A 14,145-nucleotide genomic window follows, 5' to 3' on the forward strand; every position below is an offset into this window, starting at 1 on the left:
GCAGATCTGTGAATTATGTCTTTGTCGCACTCGATTCAGCGGCTGAGAGAGTAGCTGGATTTATTGATAGTCAGACAGCTGCGCAGGCCCTCGTCGAATTGAAAAATCGTGAACTTACTGTGTTAGAACTGCGGGTCGCTGAAGCATTAGAGAAACCAGAGGATCCCAGGCATAGAAGGAAATTGAAAGGAGCGAATGGAAGCTTCAGGAGCTTCTTTACTCAGAAGCCTAAGGCGACTAAACAGGCGTTTTTGGAGGGCTTTGTTAGCCAAATGGCATTGTTTACCCGTGGGGGTGTTCATCTTGCCAAAGCGATCAGAATATTGTGTGAAGCGGAAGGCGATACCGAAAAGCAAGCGTTGCTTTCAGAACTAGAAAAGAAAATTCGCTCGGGTATATCCCTTTCTGAATCCTTTGAACGACTGGGATTCGAGGATTCATTCTTTTTAGGAATGGTTCGCGGCGGCGAGTTGTCCGGAGATATGCTTGGTGCCTTTGAACGAATAGACCAACATTTGGTTCGGCGTCGGGTGATGAGGTCGAAACTTGTCTCGTCGCTCATCTATCCATCTATTCTTGCGTTTATCGCAATTTTGTCTGTCGTGTTGATGTTTGGCTTCGTGCTTCCTCAATTTGAGGATATCTTCAAAGGCATGGGCGATAAGTTGCCGTTTCTTACAGTCAGTGCGATGGCTATTTCTTCGGCAATGCGCGCAAATTTTCTTGAGATTGTCATCGTTCTTTGTCTATTCGTAGCTTTCGCACCTCGATTTTTTAACGTCAATAATTGGAAAGAAGTGCTTGCGAAATATGCTCGACGAATTCCCATTATTCGTTCTGCGATCAACCAATATAATTGTGCCATTTTCCTGAGTGCACTAGGAAGTCTGTTGAAATCCGGTTTGTCGTTGCCAAGAGCCTTCGAAACATCTCTGCTGAGCATCAGTGATTCTGAACTTCGGACAACGTTGGGATCTATAACGAAGGAACTAAGAGAAGGAAAGATATTTTCAAGTTGCCTCGCAGGTACAAATGCCTTTGATAGCGTGACGATCGGACTTATCAGAGTCGGCGAGGAAACTGGAAGGTTACAATCCGCATGTGATCAAATGGCTGAGACTCTTTCTTTGCGATTTGATGCAAAGATAAGCAGAGTTCTCCAGCTGATTGAGCCTTTGATGATTTTATTCCTAGGAATCATTGTCGGGGTAATTATTATTGCGATTCTGCTAGGGATACTTTCAATTAACGAATTTGCTGTTTGATATACCTATGAAATCTAATCATCCTCTCGGATTCACCCTGGTGGAGCTTTTGGTTGTGCTCGCAATACTAGGATTGCTTGCTGCTTTGGTCGGACCTCGAGTTTTAAATCAGCTTGGAGGCGCAAAATCGAAAACCGCCGTTGTGCAAATAGCAGATTTTGAACGAGCTCTAGAGATATACAAAATTGATGTCGGACGTTATCCATCGACGGAACAGGGATTGGCGGCATTGACGACAAAGCCTGAAGGTTTAAATAGCTGGAATGGACCGTATCTTAAAGGACAAGTCCCGAACGATCCGTGGGGTAAAGCATTTATCTATTCCAACAAAAATGGGATCATAGAGATAATATCTCATGGATCCGACGGTGTTGTTGGTGGTGAGGGAGAGGCGGCTGATATTAAGAGCAGGTGATTCTCTTCATGGGCGTATCATTCGATGGCAACAAAGGAATACAACTGGGGTTTACGTTAATTGAACTCCTTGTCGTCATTACTATCGCCGCTGTTTTTGCGGCTTTAGTGCCGGGCTACTACGAGAGGTTTCGGGATGCTGTTCAGTTCAAATCGCTGATATCGGAGGTCATATCTGATTTGAAGCAGGTAAGGATGGTTAGTAATAGGATAAATGGTGGTGCGAGCTATTTTTGGCTCGATGTTTCAGAAGGTACCTTTGGTACTTCTATCTCGGAAAAAAAGTCATTGCCGCCTAATATTAAGGTTGAAGTCACCAGTGGCCTCGTTGGGGAAGTGCGTACAAAGAAACATGAATTTCACTTCTTCCCGGAAGGTGGCTCCACTGGAGGAACGATAGTGTTCATCAGAGAGAGTGGTGCAGCAGCAAGGATTGAGATCGATTGGTTGACCGGAGCTATTTCAGAAAAGAGGGATGGATACGCTCATAGCCAATAATATGAAGCAGGGAAAAGGTTTTAGCCTTGTTGAGGTCCTGGTTGCGCTCGCGATCGTTGTGGCTTCTATAGGTGTTTTTTATCGAATAAGCGCAGATATTGCTAGAACCGAGAAAAGTCTGAATATCCGTGCCAACAATGTCGAAACTGTGCGAAATGTACTCGCCAATGTGCACCCACACGAAGTGCTGCGCAATCAAAAGGATGGGTTTGATTCAGGATGTAGTTGGAAAGCGCGGTGTGATGCACAAAGAAGTTTTGCGGTTCGAGACTATGAGGTATGTCATCTCACAGTAGAAGTGGAATGCGGCGAAAATGATATGCAAACAAAATTTCTATCAGTAGCTGAATTACATATTGCGAAAAAACTTCCTGGGGGTAAGTTTGTATGGCTTGATTGAGCCACGCTTGCCGACCGGCCCTCGTGGTTTTACGTTAATTGAAGTTCTTGTTTCAATATCTGTTCTTTCTTTGGTATTGTTGTTACTGACAAGTTCCCTTTTCGGCGTCGGGCAGCTAGAACGAATTGTGAAGGGGGGCGCGGATCGAAGGGAGATTTCATGGGCCGTCTCTAACTTATTCCGAACTACACTCGGTACTTTGTTCAGTAATGGCACGGTTGTGAAAAAGCCGGATATTGATAAGAGTCATACTATATTCAAAGTTCACGGCCTCGAATGGACAGGTTATCTTCATGGGCGCGAAGGTGTTGGTGGTCTATATCGTATGAAGGTTGCGATAGAGGACATTTCTAAAGAAAAGGGAGGAATCGTTTATTTCTCCATGATAACGTCGCAGCGCGATGACTTTTTGAAGCGTACCAATGCGGATCCGCACTCTTGGACGAGACGTTTGATCCTTTCCGATGTATCGAAGTTTGATATTGAAATCGAGGCATCCAAGGATTCGGTCCAGGTTCTGAATGATTTCGCCTTTATTGAAAATCCCAGCGGGATAAAGAGAATTACAATTAAGGTGGCTCTCCAATGGGGCGAATGGCCTGATATCGTTTTGGTGCCCAAAGTCTTCGGAATGAATGGCGATGGCGTTTTTTCAGTTGGTGGGGAGGCGGCGAAATGAGTACTCCCGAATGACCCTTGTGTCACGTCGTAACAGAAGTGAATCCGGACTTGTCTTGGTTGCTGTGCTTTGGATAGCAGCCTCCCTTGCATTGCTTCTTAACTCTATATTATCTGTTCAACGGAACGAGTTGAAAGAGAAATCTTTCCATGTGGAGCTTCTTCATGCGATGGCAGGAGCTGATAGTGTAATCAGAATGCGACTATTCGAACTCCTGAATCAGCGTAATGAAATAGTGCCTCCGCTTTACTCGGCCGTAAGACGGGACTTTGAAGGTAGATCTTTTCTTGTTGAGATTTTCTCAAGTTCGGGTCTGATTAATATTGAGTTGGCGTCCGAGGCTCTGCTGGTTGATCTTTTTGAATATGGTTCAGGCCTCGATAGTAGTTCTGCGTCAAAAATGGCGAAGGCTGTCGTTGATTATAGAATTTCCACCCGCGAATTGGGATCGAAATATTCGTTTGCCGTAAATGAAGACTTGTTGAAAGTGCCAGGTATGCGTTATTCCTATTTTCAACGAATCCAAGGTTTGATTTTCGCAGCTACAGAGGGAAGTCCTTTGGTGAATTTGAGAACCGCGCCACTTGATGTACTGCTTATCATATACCGGAATGATCGACGAGCTGCAGAGGAATTCATTCGGGGACGAGAGCAAGATATCGCAATGCCGGAATTGGAGTCTGTTGGTAGGTTCAATTTCACTGATTCTGTGGTCAGGAAGTTCGTTGCGAGAGTTGTGCCCCTTCGAGACGACGCTAATGCGAAGCAATCTGCGTTACCAGTTCGTGTATGGTGGATTGGTTACGGCTCTGGTGGAGAGAGTAATGAAAGACCTTGGAGTAAATATTGGAGTTATCAATTTTATTCCGGATTGGGCGTTGAATTAGGGATAAACAGATGAGTTCTATAACGGGCATAAAGGAAAGAGGCTCTCTCGGTAAAGTCTTAGGCCTCTATCTGGCATCTGTTTATCGTTCATTTGGCTTTCTAAAAGGGCGTGTACCGTTTGCCCTATTCAAGGATGGGCAATTGGTTGGTCGCTATGATCGCCTTCATTCCAATGGGAGGCTTGCTGGTGACTCGAAGCAGAAAGCCTCATACTCTGCTGTCGTACTCCCCGATAGCGTCGTTTTATGTTATCAGTTGGAAATCAAACATAGACTCACCGACGATCAAGTTGATCGAATGGTTCAATTGGAGAACATGACGAAATCTCCGTTTGAGGTTCAGGAAACGGTGTATGGGATAGATTGGATATCATATTATCGTTCGAATTGCCAACGTGTGAACATCTATTTGTCCTCGAAGTCATTTGTAAGGGCTGAGTTGGAAAAGTTTGCTTCTACCTATTTTCGCAATGAACCCGCAGTGATGTTTGAGTCCCCCGAAGGAATGTTGATTGAATCTGATTGGGAGGGGGGAGGGGAGTTGAGAATGGCGATAAGGCGTAGGACGATATTTAACTTCATGTTGCTATTGGCTATTCTAGTTCTTAATTACGGTTTGGCCGTTACTCCTGTCCTCAAAAATTGGTATCGTCTAGAAGATGCCAAGGTCCAATATTCGAAACTTACTAAAGACAACTTGCCAATAGAAAAATTGCGGGAGCAGTTATTGAGTCGGCAGGACTTTATCTCGGTTTTTGATCAACGATCGAAAATGTATTATCCTCCCATTGAAGTTTTGTCTACCGTTACTCGGTTGCTTCCAGATAATTCCTTTTTATATAGCATCGAGACTTCTTCCGAGGGCATTCGGATACATGGACAAGCACCAAATTCGGCGGGCCTGATGGCGAAGTTGAGCAGCGAACCTGAGATCGCTGAAGTTAAAGCCATTGCTCCTGCCACTAAAGCGCCAGGGGCGTCGGGTGAAACGTTTCAGTTGATCTTGGGCCTCTCCAGTGTCAAGACGGGAGGAAAATGATGGTGCCTGCTACTCAAGCAATTGCGATAAGTCGGTTTTCTGCGCTCATCCTCCCGATGTTTGTGCTCATATTTTTTATTGGTGTGCCGGGGTATATATTGTTCAATTTCAATTCACGAATCGAGAAGGAGATTGAACAGATCAACGTGCGTTATTCTCGCCAAAAATCGCTGCAAGTTTCGGGTCCTGACTTTTCAAAGTCATTGGCTGAGACAAATGTTGAACTACAAAAGCGATTATATGTTACAAGTATTGACATAAATAAATTCTCCAATGAGTTTCAGGAGGCCATCAAATCGATGCTTCTTGGTACGGGCGTCGAGGTCATTTCTACCATCATATTGCCTGTGAAGACTGACGGGGGTGTCGAGGAGGTTACCTTGGATATTCGAATAGAGGGAACCTATGAGAAGATCTACAATGCCCTTGAATCGTTGAGCAGTCATTCTCCGCGATTGTTTGTTCGTTCGATGAGTTTGCAAAGCGCAGGTGCTATCAAACCGAAGGAGCCCGTAAGAATGAGTGGTAACATGAAAATCAGCGTTCAGCGGATACTTCAATGAGATTGTCGCCAACCATAGTTCTGGTGGGTTTGCTTTTTGCCATTTCAACGACACTTCTTGTTCAGTGGATCGGGCCGGACGGACGCCTGTTGCTGCCACGCTGGACCCCACCAGTAAGCCAGAATGTTCCGTATGTGGTTCAAAAGACTCCTGCTTGGGAATCTGCCCCGATTGGTGCTGCGTTGGTGGTTCTTGAGCGTCCGTTGTTCTCTTTGGAGCGGCGGCCTCCCTCAGCCGTACCGACAGTCGATTCAGTTGTTGCTCTGCCACCGCCGGATGTCCTCGACAACGTACAAATTTCTGGGATCTTCGTCACTGGTGACGGTGGCGGGCTCATTGCGCGTATCGAGGGGAAAACGCGGCGTGTTCGCACCGGTGAAAGTGTTGGTGACTGGACGCTCGCAGCAGTCGAAGGACGGGAAGCACGGTTCGAGCGCAGTGGTGACACGCGAACGATATCCCTGAAGAAGGCCGCAGGCGCTCCAGCGGGAAATGATGCTTCGGTCGTGAATTCCCCTGGCGAGCCAACCGGCAATGCCTCGACGGGTCAGGGCATTGCGTCCGCGGAAGACACTCGGCGCGCTATGGCTGACGAGGCGCGGGATCGTTTGCGGCGTCGAAATGAGGTGCGTGCAAAAGCCGGATTGCCACCAGTGACCGATTGACCTTTTGGGTCAAGATCATAGGATTAACATGTCATATAGAAGAACATTGTGCGCCCTATTGGCTGCAGGATTAATGTTGTATTTGTATCCCGCGGCAGCCGAGGGCACGCTGTCAACGAATCCAACAAAAAAAGTCAGCATTGAGGCGGAACAAAGGCTGTATCGTGGTACCGACCAGGTGTTGTCACCGGCTAAATCGGTCCCCCCATTCAGCGGGGCTCCTGCGTCTTTCAAGTTTGAGGATGCCCCCCTCATCGATGTAGTCCATATCGTATTGCGGGATGTTGCGAAGGTTGACTATGTCTTGCATCCGCCGATTGTCGGAAGGGTGACCCTTGCAACCAATGCAGATGTAGCCCCAGATGACGCGGTGTTTCTGCTGGAGGCTGCTTTGCAGGCGAATGGACTGCAGTTGTTGCGAGACGCCAGGGGCACCTATCACATTGGGAGGCCTGAGGCGCTGCGCGCCATTGCACCGGTCGTCCGACAATTTGACGCCAAGTCTCCATTACCTCCGGGACAAGGCGCGATCCTTGTCCCACTTCGCTTTGTTGGCGCGTCGGAAATGGCCACAATTCTTCGATCTGTTGTTCCAGCCGAAAATCTCGTCCGTATCGACACCGTGAGAAACCTGCTGGTGCTGGTCGGAAGTCGCACTCAGGCAGAGGGATGGCTGGACCTCATCGCAACTTTCGATGTCGACATGCTCAAGGGCATGTCGATGGGGATCTTTCCTCTGAAGCATCTCTCCATCAAGGACGTCGAAGCCGCCCTCAAGCTTGTCAATGTGCCATTGGCCGTTCGCGGCGCCGGAGCCGGGCCGGAAACACCGGCAAATGCTGGTGCAGCGCGTGCAAGCGGGGGCATTTCTGAGGCCTTTCCCCTCCATGGGGCGTTGAGAATCATCCCGATGGAAAGCCTCAACAGTGTCCTTGTGGTAACTCCGCGAGCTGCCTACCTCGACGCTGCGCGCGAATGGCTTGAGAAGCTTGATCGACCCGGGCTGAATTCCGCATCGCCACAGCTATTCGTCTATCCAGTTCAAAATGGATCTGCGCGCCAACTGGCCGACCTGCTGGGGGCCTTGTTTGCCAGTGAATCCAAGCCATCAGGGGCGCCACCGACCAGCGCTGTCTCGCCCGGCCTGGCGCAAGCTACAGGTACGACGGGGGGCGCAGCGTCCGTCACACCGGCTTCACAGGTCCGCGGTGGCAACGCGGCCGGGTCGGCGTTGACGACGGTGAATCTGGGGCAAGGCGCCCGAGTGATCGCAGACGAAATCAACAACGCGGTACTGGTCTACACGACGGGCGTGGAGTACCAACGCATAGAGGCGACATTGAAACGACTCGACGTCCCGGCCGCCCAGGTATTGATAGAAGCAAGCATCATCGAAGTGACACTCAATGATGATCTCAAGTACGGTTTGCAATGGATGTTCACCGACTACCGAAGCAATGGCAAGACGGGAACTTCCCTTTTGAGTAACGCGGTGAGTGGTGCTTTGGCATCGACAGGGGCCGGTTTCTCCTACACCCTGCGCAACTCGGCAGGGAACGTGAGGGCGATACTGAATGCTTTGGCCGAAAAGTCGCTGGTCAAGGTGATTTCAAGCCCGTCCCTGATGGTCCTGAATAACCACACCGCCAACATCACAGTCGGCAACCAGCAGCCGGTTCGCATTGGTGAATCTGTGACTGCCGGCGGCGTGATAACCAGCAACATCCAGTTCAAAGATACCGGGTTGGACCTCGCAGTCACCCCTTCTGTCAATGCGGGCGACATGGTCACCATGCAGATCAAGCAAGGAGTCACGGACATTGGACAGGTTGACGTTGCAACGGGCCAGCGCAGCTTTCTCAAGCGACAGATCGAAAGCAAAGTTGCCGTTCGCTCGGGCGAAACCATCGTTTTGGGTGGTCTGATCAAGGACAACAGTACCAGCGGAGAAAGCGGTGTACCGCTGCTTCATGAAATTCCGGTGCTCGGCGCATTGTTCGGAACCAAGTCGAACAATGCGAATCGTACCGAGCTGCTGGTAATCATTGCGCCCAAGGTCGTTCGTAGCGACCAGGACATCGGTGCACTCAGCGCCGAAATGAAAGCCCGCATGAAAGGGTTGCGTCTGGTTCCACAAGGAAACGAATCCGGCGCACCCGCGATTCCGGCTCAGGATCCCGGCGTCGGCGGAGGTTACCGCTGAAAGCCTAGGGAGACGGCCAGATTTTCCTGTCCCTGATCTAAATACTTCCATCGCATCAACTGATATGAGCAGCGTTACGACTTTGACAACCGCGAGTGAAGTGCCACGACGCCGATTGAAACGCATCGGCATGGCAAGCTTGGTTGCGCTGACCCTTCTTGCGGGCTGTGCAAGTTTCACTCCAAAGCCCGAGGCACTCGTACTGGAGCGGGCGCAAGCCCGATGGGCCTTGATGCTGGAGGGCGACGTGAAGGGAGCCTACGAATATCTGGCACCTTCCGTGCGCAAGCTGCTGACCGCCGACAAATATGTAACGCGCTTTGGCGCGGCAGCGACCCTGGACAAAGCGGCAGTCGTTGGTTCGAACTGTGACAGCGAAGTCCGATGCGCTGCTCGCATCCGCGTCGAGCGTCCCCCCATCCTGGGCGGACGCAAGGGCGACAAGATCAGTACCCACTTTGACGAAACCTGGGTCAAGGAAGACGGACAGTGGTGGCTGTTCATCCGCCTGTGACGCTGCCCGCGCAACAAAAACGGATCAATGGGAGAGGAGGGTGAAGCCAAGCAGCCATCAATCTGTTGCAAATACTCAACAACCGGGCGACGGGCCATCTTGCGAACGCCCTCCCCGAACTTCCTTGTGCTACCATAAATAGGCGTTCTGACCATTCTTGGTTGCGCTTACTAACTTTTCAACTGGAGTCTTTGTATGAGAAAAAATATTCTCGCTTTGAGCATCGCTACCATGATCGGTGGGCTCGGTTTGGCTAGCGGTGCCAACGCTGGTTCGTTCCCGGGCGTGTTGGTCGGTACGACCGCGACCGTGCTGGAATTCAACGGCCGTGACGTCGGTCACCAGCTGATCGTGCCTTACTTCACGACCCAGAACGGTCAAGCAACGCTGATCAGCATCGTCAACCACGATCAAACCAACGGCAAAGCTGTCAAGGTGCGTTTCCGTGGTGCCGCCAACTCGGACGACATTTTCGACTTCACGCTGTTCCTGTCCAAGGGTGACCAGTGGTCCGCCGCCGTCAGCCAAGGCGCTGATGGCCGCTCGGTTCTGAAGACCTCGGACAAGTCCTGCACGCTGCCCGCTTCCGTGGCCACCAATGCTGACGGTACCGCCTTTGTGACGGACCGTCTGCCGGCTTCCGCGTCCGCCGCCGACAAGGCGAAGGGTACCCGTGAAGGTTATGTTGAAATCTTCAACATGGCTGACGTTCCTGACAATGGACACACCGCTCCCCAGCCTGACCTTGCCAAGGCCATCACGCACGTGGCCGGTGTTGCTCCTTGTACGGCTGCCACCTTCTCCGGTCTGGCAACCTACGCCAACATCGACAGCACGGCTGAACTGGAAGCCCGTGGCTTCCGCGCCCCGACCACGGGTCTGAGCGGTGGCTGGACGATCATCGATGTGCCGAACAGCACCACGTTCTCCGGCAACGCCACCGCCATTGAGGCGCGTGTGGCTGCTGGTGGCGCTGCTGCCCCTGCTCGTATGGTGGTGTTCTCGCAGACTGGCAACGCCGTTGGCCAAGCATTGGCCGATTCGACGACCGCCGATCCGCTGCTGCGCGGCGCCGCTCCGAAAGTTGCACCGGCACAGTATGACCTGCCCGACCTGTCCACGCCGTACGTCGGCGCTGCAGCGTTTGCGCCTGTTGCTGGCGACACGATTCCCCTGGGCAATGCCTCGCGTCTGACGGCTGCTCTGGCTGTCCCGAACACGCAAAACGAGTTCGTGACCTCCACCGACATCGCTGCCAAGACGGACTGGGTGTTCTCCATGCCTACCCGTCGCTACAACGTGGCCCTTGACTACAGCGCAAGTCCTGCTGCTCGCGTGTTCTCGGACTTCACCACTGCCGCTGCTCCGAACAACATCAACTTCTTCACCGCAGCAAACACGTCTGTCGCCAGCGGTCAGATCTGCGTAACCGGCATCACGCCGAAGCAGTATGACCGTGAAGAGAACTCTCCGACGGTTTCCAACGACTTCGTGGTGTCGCCCGGTACGCCTGGCCAGCCGCTGAGCTTCTGCGGCGAAGTGTCGGTTCTGAGCTTCAACGATGCCGGCGGCAATTCGTCTCTGAGCAGCTCGGTGGCCCGCAAGGACATCGACTTCGGCACCATCCGTAACGGCTGGGCTACGCTGGCTCACCCCGGTCTCGCAGGGACCACTGGACTGCCGGTTCTGGGTGCTTCTTTCGTGAAGGCTTCCAACGCCGCCGCTAAGCCCGGTGTTGCCGCTAACTACGGCCTGACCTTCCCGCACAAGGTTGTCCGCTGATCGTCGATCAGAGGTTCGCCTGACATAGAAAAGGGCGGGAGTGATCCCGCCCTTTTTCATTCCTTCCGTCAAACGTTCCGGTTATGTTCTTTCTACGCTTTCCGATTCGTTCCAATTTCGCCCCGTTTCTTTTTCTCCTCGTTTTCTGGTGCACTTATTCGGCGTCCGCGCAGGCTCGGACGGGGGTCCTGGCCGAAAGTCCTCAAGGTGTCAGCATCGATCTCTCCGATGTGGAGGCCGACGCACGGCGCCTGCCCGATGTCACGCGCCGCGCCGCGTTGTCGCGGGAACCCAACGTCAAAGAGCAGGCAACCGCCCTGCTGGTGCGGCGCGTCATGGCCGCTCAGGCCAAAGCGCAGCAATTCGACAAAGATCCGGTTCTGGCCGCAGAGGTGCAGATTGCGGTGGACCGCGTGCTGGCCGATGCTGTTCTCAAAGACATCGACCGGAAGTCCCGACCATCGGACACCGAGCTCCTGCGCTATGCAAGAACTCTGTATGACGCCGAACCCGAGCGCTTCAATGTCCCCGCACAAACCCGTGCCCGGCACATCCTGATTCCCCGCTCTTTGCCGGACGCTGGTGCCAAAGCGGAAGACATTCGCAAACAGCTGCTGAATGGTGGGAATTTTGAGCAACTGGCCCAACAGCACTCCACCGACTATGGCAGCGCTGCAAAAGGAGGCGATCTCGGCTTTTTCTCCAAGGGCGCGATGGTGCCTGAGTTTGAGGCAGCTGTGGATGCGCTGAAGATGCCGGGGGACTTGAGCCCGGTGGTTTCCACCCAGTTCGGCCTCCACATCATCCGCCTTGAAGCCCGCCGAGCCGCCCAGAAAAGACCGTTTGACGAGCTTCGTGACACCCTGGTGAACCAGGCGGCCAACAGTCTGGCCAACGAGGCGCGCCAGAAGGCGATCGAGGCCATTCGCGCCGACATCAAATACCACGATGCGGTCATCAAGGAGTTCGCCCAGCGGCAAGGGCAAACACCAGGCCCGGCAAATAGTCGATGAGGATTGGCATTTCGACCTGGCGACCGGTCCCGGCGCCCATGGCCTCAACGCCATATTGGGGTCGTTGAGAGCACCCGTTCGCCAACTATGAGCCGCATTCACCCCGAGACTCGGGGCACCGGAGCCCTGTCAACGATCATTCAGCACCGTTGGATGCTCCGGAGTTTCATATCCCGGGAAATTACCAACCGATACGCGGGCTCGGTTGGCGGAGTTGTTTGGGCTTTGGTCCATCCGCTCGCCATGCTGGCGATCTTTTCCGTCTTGTTTCAGACCATCTTCAAGGTCCGATTCCCGGAACTGGAGCGCTTTCCCTTTGTGGCATTCATGGCCATGGCCATGTGGCCATGGCTCGCGTTCTCTGAAGGTCTGAGCCGCGGAACCCAAGCCATTGTGGCCAATTCACCGCTGATCAAGAAGGTTGCATTTCCGCACGAGTTGGTCGTATATGCCGCTGTCGGTGCCGCGTTCGCGGTTCAGATGGCGGGGTATGCGTTCGTGTTGATCATGCTTGCTGTGCTGGGCTACGCCGTGCATCCGCTGGGGCTGGTCTGGTTAGGGGTATTCCTGCTGATACAGCTTGTCATGACAACGGGCCTGGCACTGGCCTTCGCGGCGGTTCAGGCCTTCATCCGGGATTTCGAGCAATTTCTCTCACAGGCGCTCTCGGTCCTGTTCTATCTCACCCCCATCCTGTATCCGATCTCGATGGTTCCTTCGCCGTTCCGTGAGGTCATGGACTTCAATCCACTGGTCCATGTCATCGAACCGATGCGCCAGGCACTCCTGTTTGGAACCACGCCTTCCTGGCTGAATCTGGCAGGGATGATCGTGTTCGCGGCATTGACCTTCTGGACCGGACGAAAGCTGTTCAACAGGCTATCGCCCCATTTTGAGGATGTGACGTGAGCCCAACCGAAGCCGTGCGCCGCGTTGAAGACTTGCCTGATTCACCGACGGAACTGCGTGACCAGGGTGATCCGCATTGCCTGATTGCCCTGCGCGGCATCGCCAAGGCGTATCCCTTGGTCGATACCGCCAGCCGCAAGGTCGGGGCGCTGGTCTCGCTGCTGTTCCAGCGCAAACCCTCCGCTCAGTACGTGGCGCTACAGGACGTCGAACTGGCCGTTTATCGGGGTCAGTCCTTGGGCCTCGTCGGGGTCAACGGCGCAGGAAAGTCCACTTTGCTGAAAATCATGGCGGGTGTCATCAAACCGTCTGCGGGTGAGATGGTGCGCAAGGGACGTGTCGGTGCCTTGCTGGAACTCGGTGCCGGATTTCACCCAGAGTACACCGGTCTGGAGAATGTGCATCTGGCCTGCTCGCTCATGGGTTTCAGTCCCGATCAGACACGCGAGCGACTTGACGAAATACTGGCATTCGCGGATATCGGTGACCATATTTATCAGCCTATCAAGCACTATTCGTCCGGAATGGTGGTCCGTCTGGGTTTCGCCGTGGCCACCACCTTGTCGCCGGATCTGTTGATCACCGATGAAGTGCTTGCGGTAGGTGACGAGTCTTTTCAGAAGAAATGCAGCCGCTGGATGGAACGCTACCTCAGCAACGGCGGTACCCTGATCCTGTGTTCGCACAGCATGTATCACATACAAAAACTGTGCACCCATGCGGCCTGGCTGCATGAAGGCGTGATTCGTGAATACGGCGCAGCAGGAGACGTCAGCCGCAACTACCTCGCATGGCACGAAGCGAAAAGCGCCGCCGAAGGCGCGAAGATGACCGACGTCACTCCCCGGGCCGGAAACGGCGCGGTCTATCACATTCAGGAAGTCTGGCTGAACGGACACGACACAGACCGGATTGCCCTGAACGCCGGTGGCGAATTTATCATCACCGGCACCGCGTATTCGCCCGATGGCCGTGACCCGGTAATCGCAACCAGCATCGTCAAACCCGATGGCGCACCAGTCTTCGGAACGTTTTCCGACATCGCCGGCTACCGTACCCACCCGGTGGCAAACGGACTGTCGGGCTTCGAGATCCGATACCCGAGCCTGCCCCTGTTGCCCGGAAGTTACCGGGTGCGTCTGCACGCCATGGACCCCGAAGGACTGCGTCTGTTTGACCATGTCGAGCGAACGCTTGACATCACAGGCACCGGCCGGCACATGGGCGTCTGCCTGCTTGACCATGAATGGCGCAAACCGACCCTGAACTCCGGCGGCAGACCGACGCTCTCATGACAAGGTCGGGAAAGTTTCG

Annotated in this window: 15 protein-coding genes; all 15 read left to right on the forward strand. The window is 53.2% G+C overall.

Translation table 11 applies throughout. The annotated features are described in order from the left end of the window. Positions 1-8: 8 nt before the first annotated feature. The 15 genes from AC2EBU_RS10125 (at position 9) to AC2EBU_RS10195 (ending at position 14,126) form a co-directional block, all read left to right on the forward strand. On the forward strand, positions 9-1,265 hold the full coding sequence (locus AC2EBU_RS10125) for a type II secretion system F family protein (RefSeq protein WP_484610299.1): 1,257 nt from the start codon (positions 9-11) through the stop codon (positions 1,263-1,265). A gap of 7 nt (positions 1,266-1,272) precedes the next feature. Continuing rightward, positions 1,273-1,680 (forward strand): type II secretion system major pseudopilin GspG, encoded by a 408-nt coding sequence (gene gspG, locus AC2EBU_RS10130; RefSeq protein ID WP_484610300.1) that lies wholly within the window; start codon positions 1,273-1,275, stop codon positions 1,678-1,680. A gap of 8 nt (positions 1,681-1,688) precedes the next feature. Next, complete coding sequence (locus AC2EBU_RS10135) at positions 1,689-2,177, forward strand: prepilin-type N-terminal cleavage/methylation domain-containing protein (protein WP_484610301.1); 489 nt, start codon at positions 1,689-1,691, stop codon at positions 2,175-2,177. Beyond that, positions 2,155-2,577, forward strand: coding sequence for a type II secretion system protein (locus AC2EBU_RS10140; RefSeq protein WP_484610302.1), 423 nt, complete (start codon positions 2,155-2,157; stop codon positions 2,575-2,577). Before AC2EBU_RS10135 ends, AC2EBU_RS10140 begins: the two co-directional genes overlap by 23 nt. After that, positions 2,570-3,256, forward strand: coding sequence for a prepilin-type N-terminal cleavage/methylation domain-containing protein (locus tag AC2EBU_RS10145; RefSeq protein ID WP_484610303.1), 687 nt, complete (start codon positions 2,570-2,572; stop codon positions 3,254-3,256). The genes AC2EBU_RS10140 and AC2EBU_RS10145 overlap by 8 nt, the downstream gene beginning before the upstream one ends. A 10-nt stretch (positions 3,257-3,266) precedes the next feature. Then, complete coding sequence (locus AC2EBU_RS10150) at positions 3,267-4,157, forward strand: hypothetical protein (protein WP_484610304.1); 891 nt, start codon at positions 3,267-3,269, stop codon at positions 4,155-4,157. Further along, complete coding sequence (locus AC2EBU_RS10155; RefSeq protein WP_484610305.1) at positions 4,154-5,182, forward strand: PilN domain-containing protein; 1,029 nt, start codon at positions 4,154-4,156, stop codon at positions 5,180-5,182. The genes AC2EBU_RS10150 and AC2EBU_RS10155 overlap by 4 nt, the downstream gene beginning before the upstream one ends. After that, positions 5,179-5,745 (forward strand): type II secretion system protein GspM, encoded by a 567-nt coding sequence (gene gspM, locus AC2EBU_RS10160; RefSeq protein ID WP_484610306.1) that lies wholly within the window; start codon positions 5,179-5,181, stop codon positions 5,743-5,745. Before AC2EBU_RS10155 ends, gspM begins: the two co-directional genes overlap by 4 nt. 23 nt (positions 5,746-5,768) lie before the next feature. After that, positions 5,769-6,410 (forward strand): hypothetical protein, encoded by a 642-nt coding sequence (locus AC2EBU_RS10165; protein WP_484610307.1) that lies wholly within the window; start codon positions 5,769-5,771, stop codon positions 6,408-6,410. A gap of 73 nt (positions 6,411-6,483) precedes the next feature. Beyond that, positions 6,484-8,613 carry a type II secretion system secretin GspD gene (gspD, locus tag AC2EBU_RS10170; RefSeq protein WP_484610308.1) on the forward strand — a complete coding sequence of 710 codons (2,130 nt, stop codon included), beginning with the start codon at positions 6,484-6,486 and terminating at the stop codon, positions 8,611-8,613. A gap of 130 nt (positions 8,614-8,743) precedes the next feature. Beyond that, complete coding sequence (locus AC2EBU_RS10175; RefSeq protein WP_484610309.1) at positions 8,744-9,127, forward strand: hypothetical protein; 384 nt, start codon at positions 8,744-8,746, stop codon at positions 9,125-9,127. A 195-nt stretch (positions 9,128-9,322) separates the two neighbouring features. After that, the gene (locus AC2EBU_RS10180) at positions 9,323-10,909 is read left to right on the forward strand and encodes a cell surface protein (protein ID WP_484610310.1); all 1,587 of its coding nucleotides are present in this window, start codon (positions 9,323-9,325) and stop codon (positions 10,907-10,909) included. 335 nt (positions 10,910-11,244) lie between these two features. After that, positions 11,245-11,922: a peptidylprolyl isomerase gene (locus AC2EBU_RS10185; protein ID WP_484610311.1), complete on the forward strand. Its 678-nt coding sequence runs from the start codon at positions 11,245-11,247 to the stop codon at positions 11,920-11,922. Positions 11,923-12,009: 87 nt separating this feature from the next. Beyond that, positions 12,010-12,831 (forward strand): ABC transporter permease, encoded by an 822-nt coding sequence (locus tag AC2EBU_RS10190; RefSeq protein ID WP_484610312.1) that lies wholly within the window; start codon positions 12,010-12,012, stop codon positions 12,829-12,831. After that, positions 12,828-14,126, forward strand: a complete 1,299-nt coding sequence (locus tag AC2EBU_RS10195; RefSeq protein ID WP_484610313.1) for an ABC transporter ATP-binding protein — start codon at positions 12,828-12,830, stop codon at positions 14,124-14,126. Before AC2EBU_RS10190 ends, AC2EBU_RS10195 begins: the two co-directional genes overlap by 4 nt. The last annotated feature ends 19 nt before the right edge of the window (positions 14,127-14,145 follow it).

The sequence above is a fragment of the Curvibacter sp. T50 genome, from assembly GCF_057219955.1.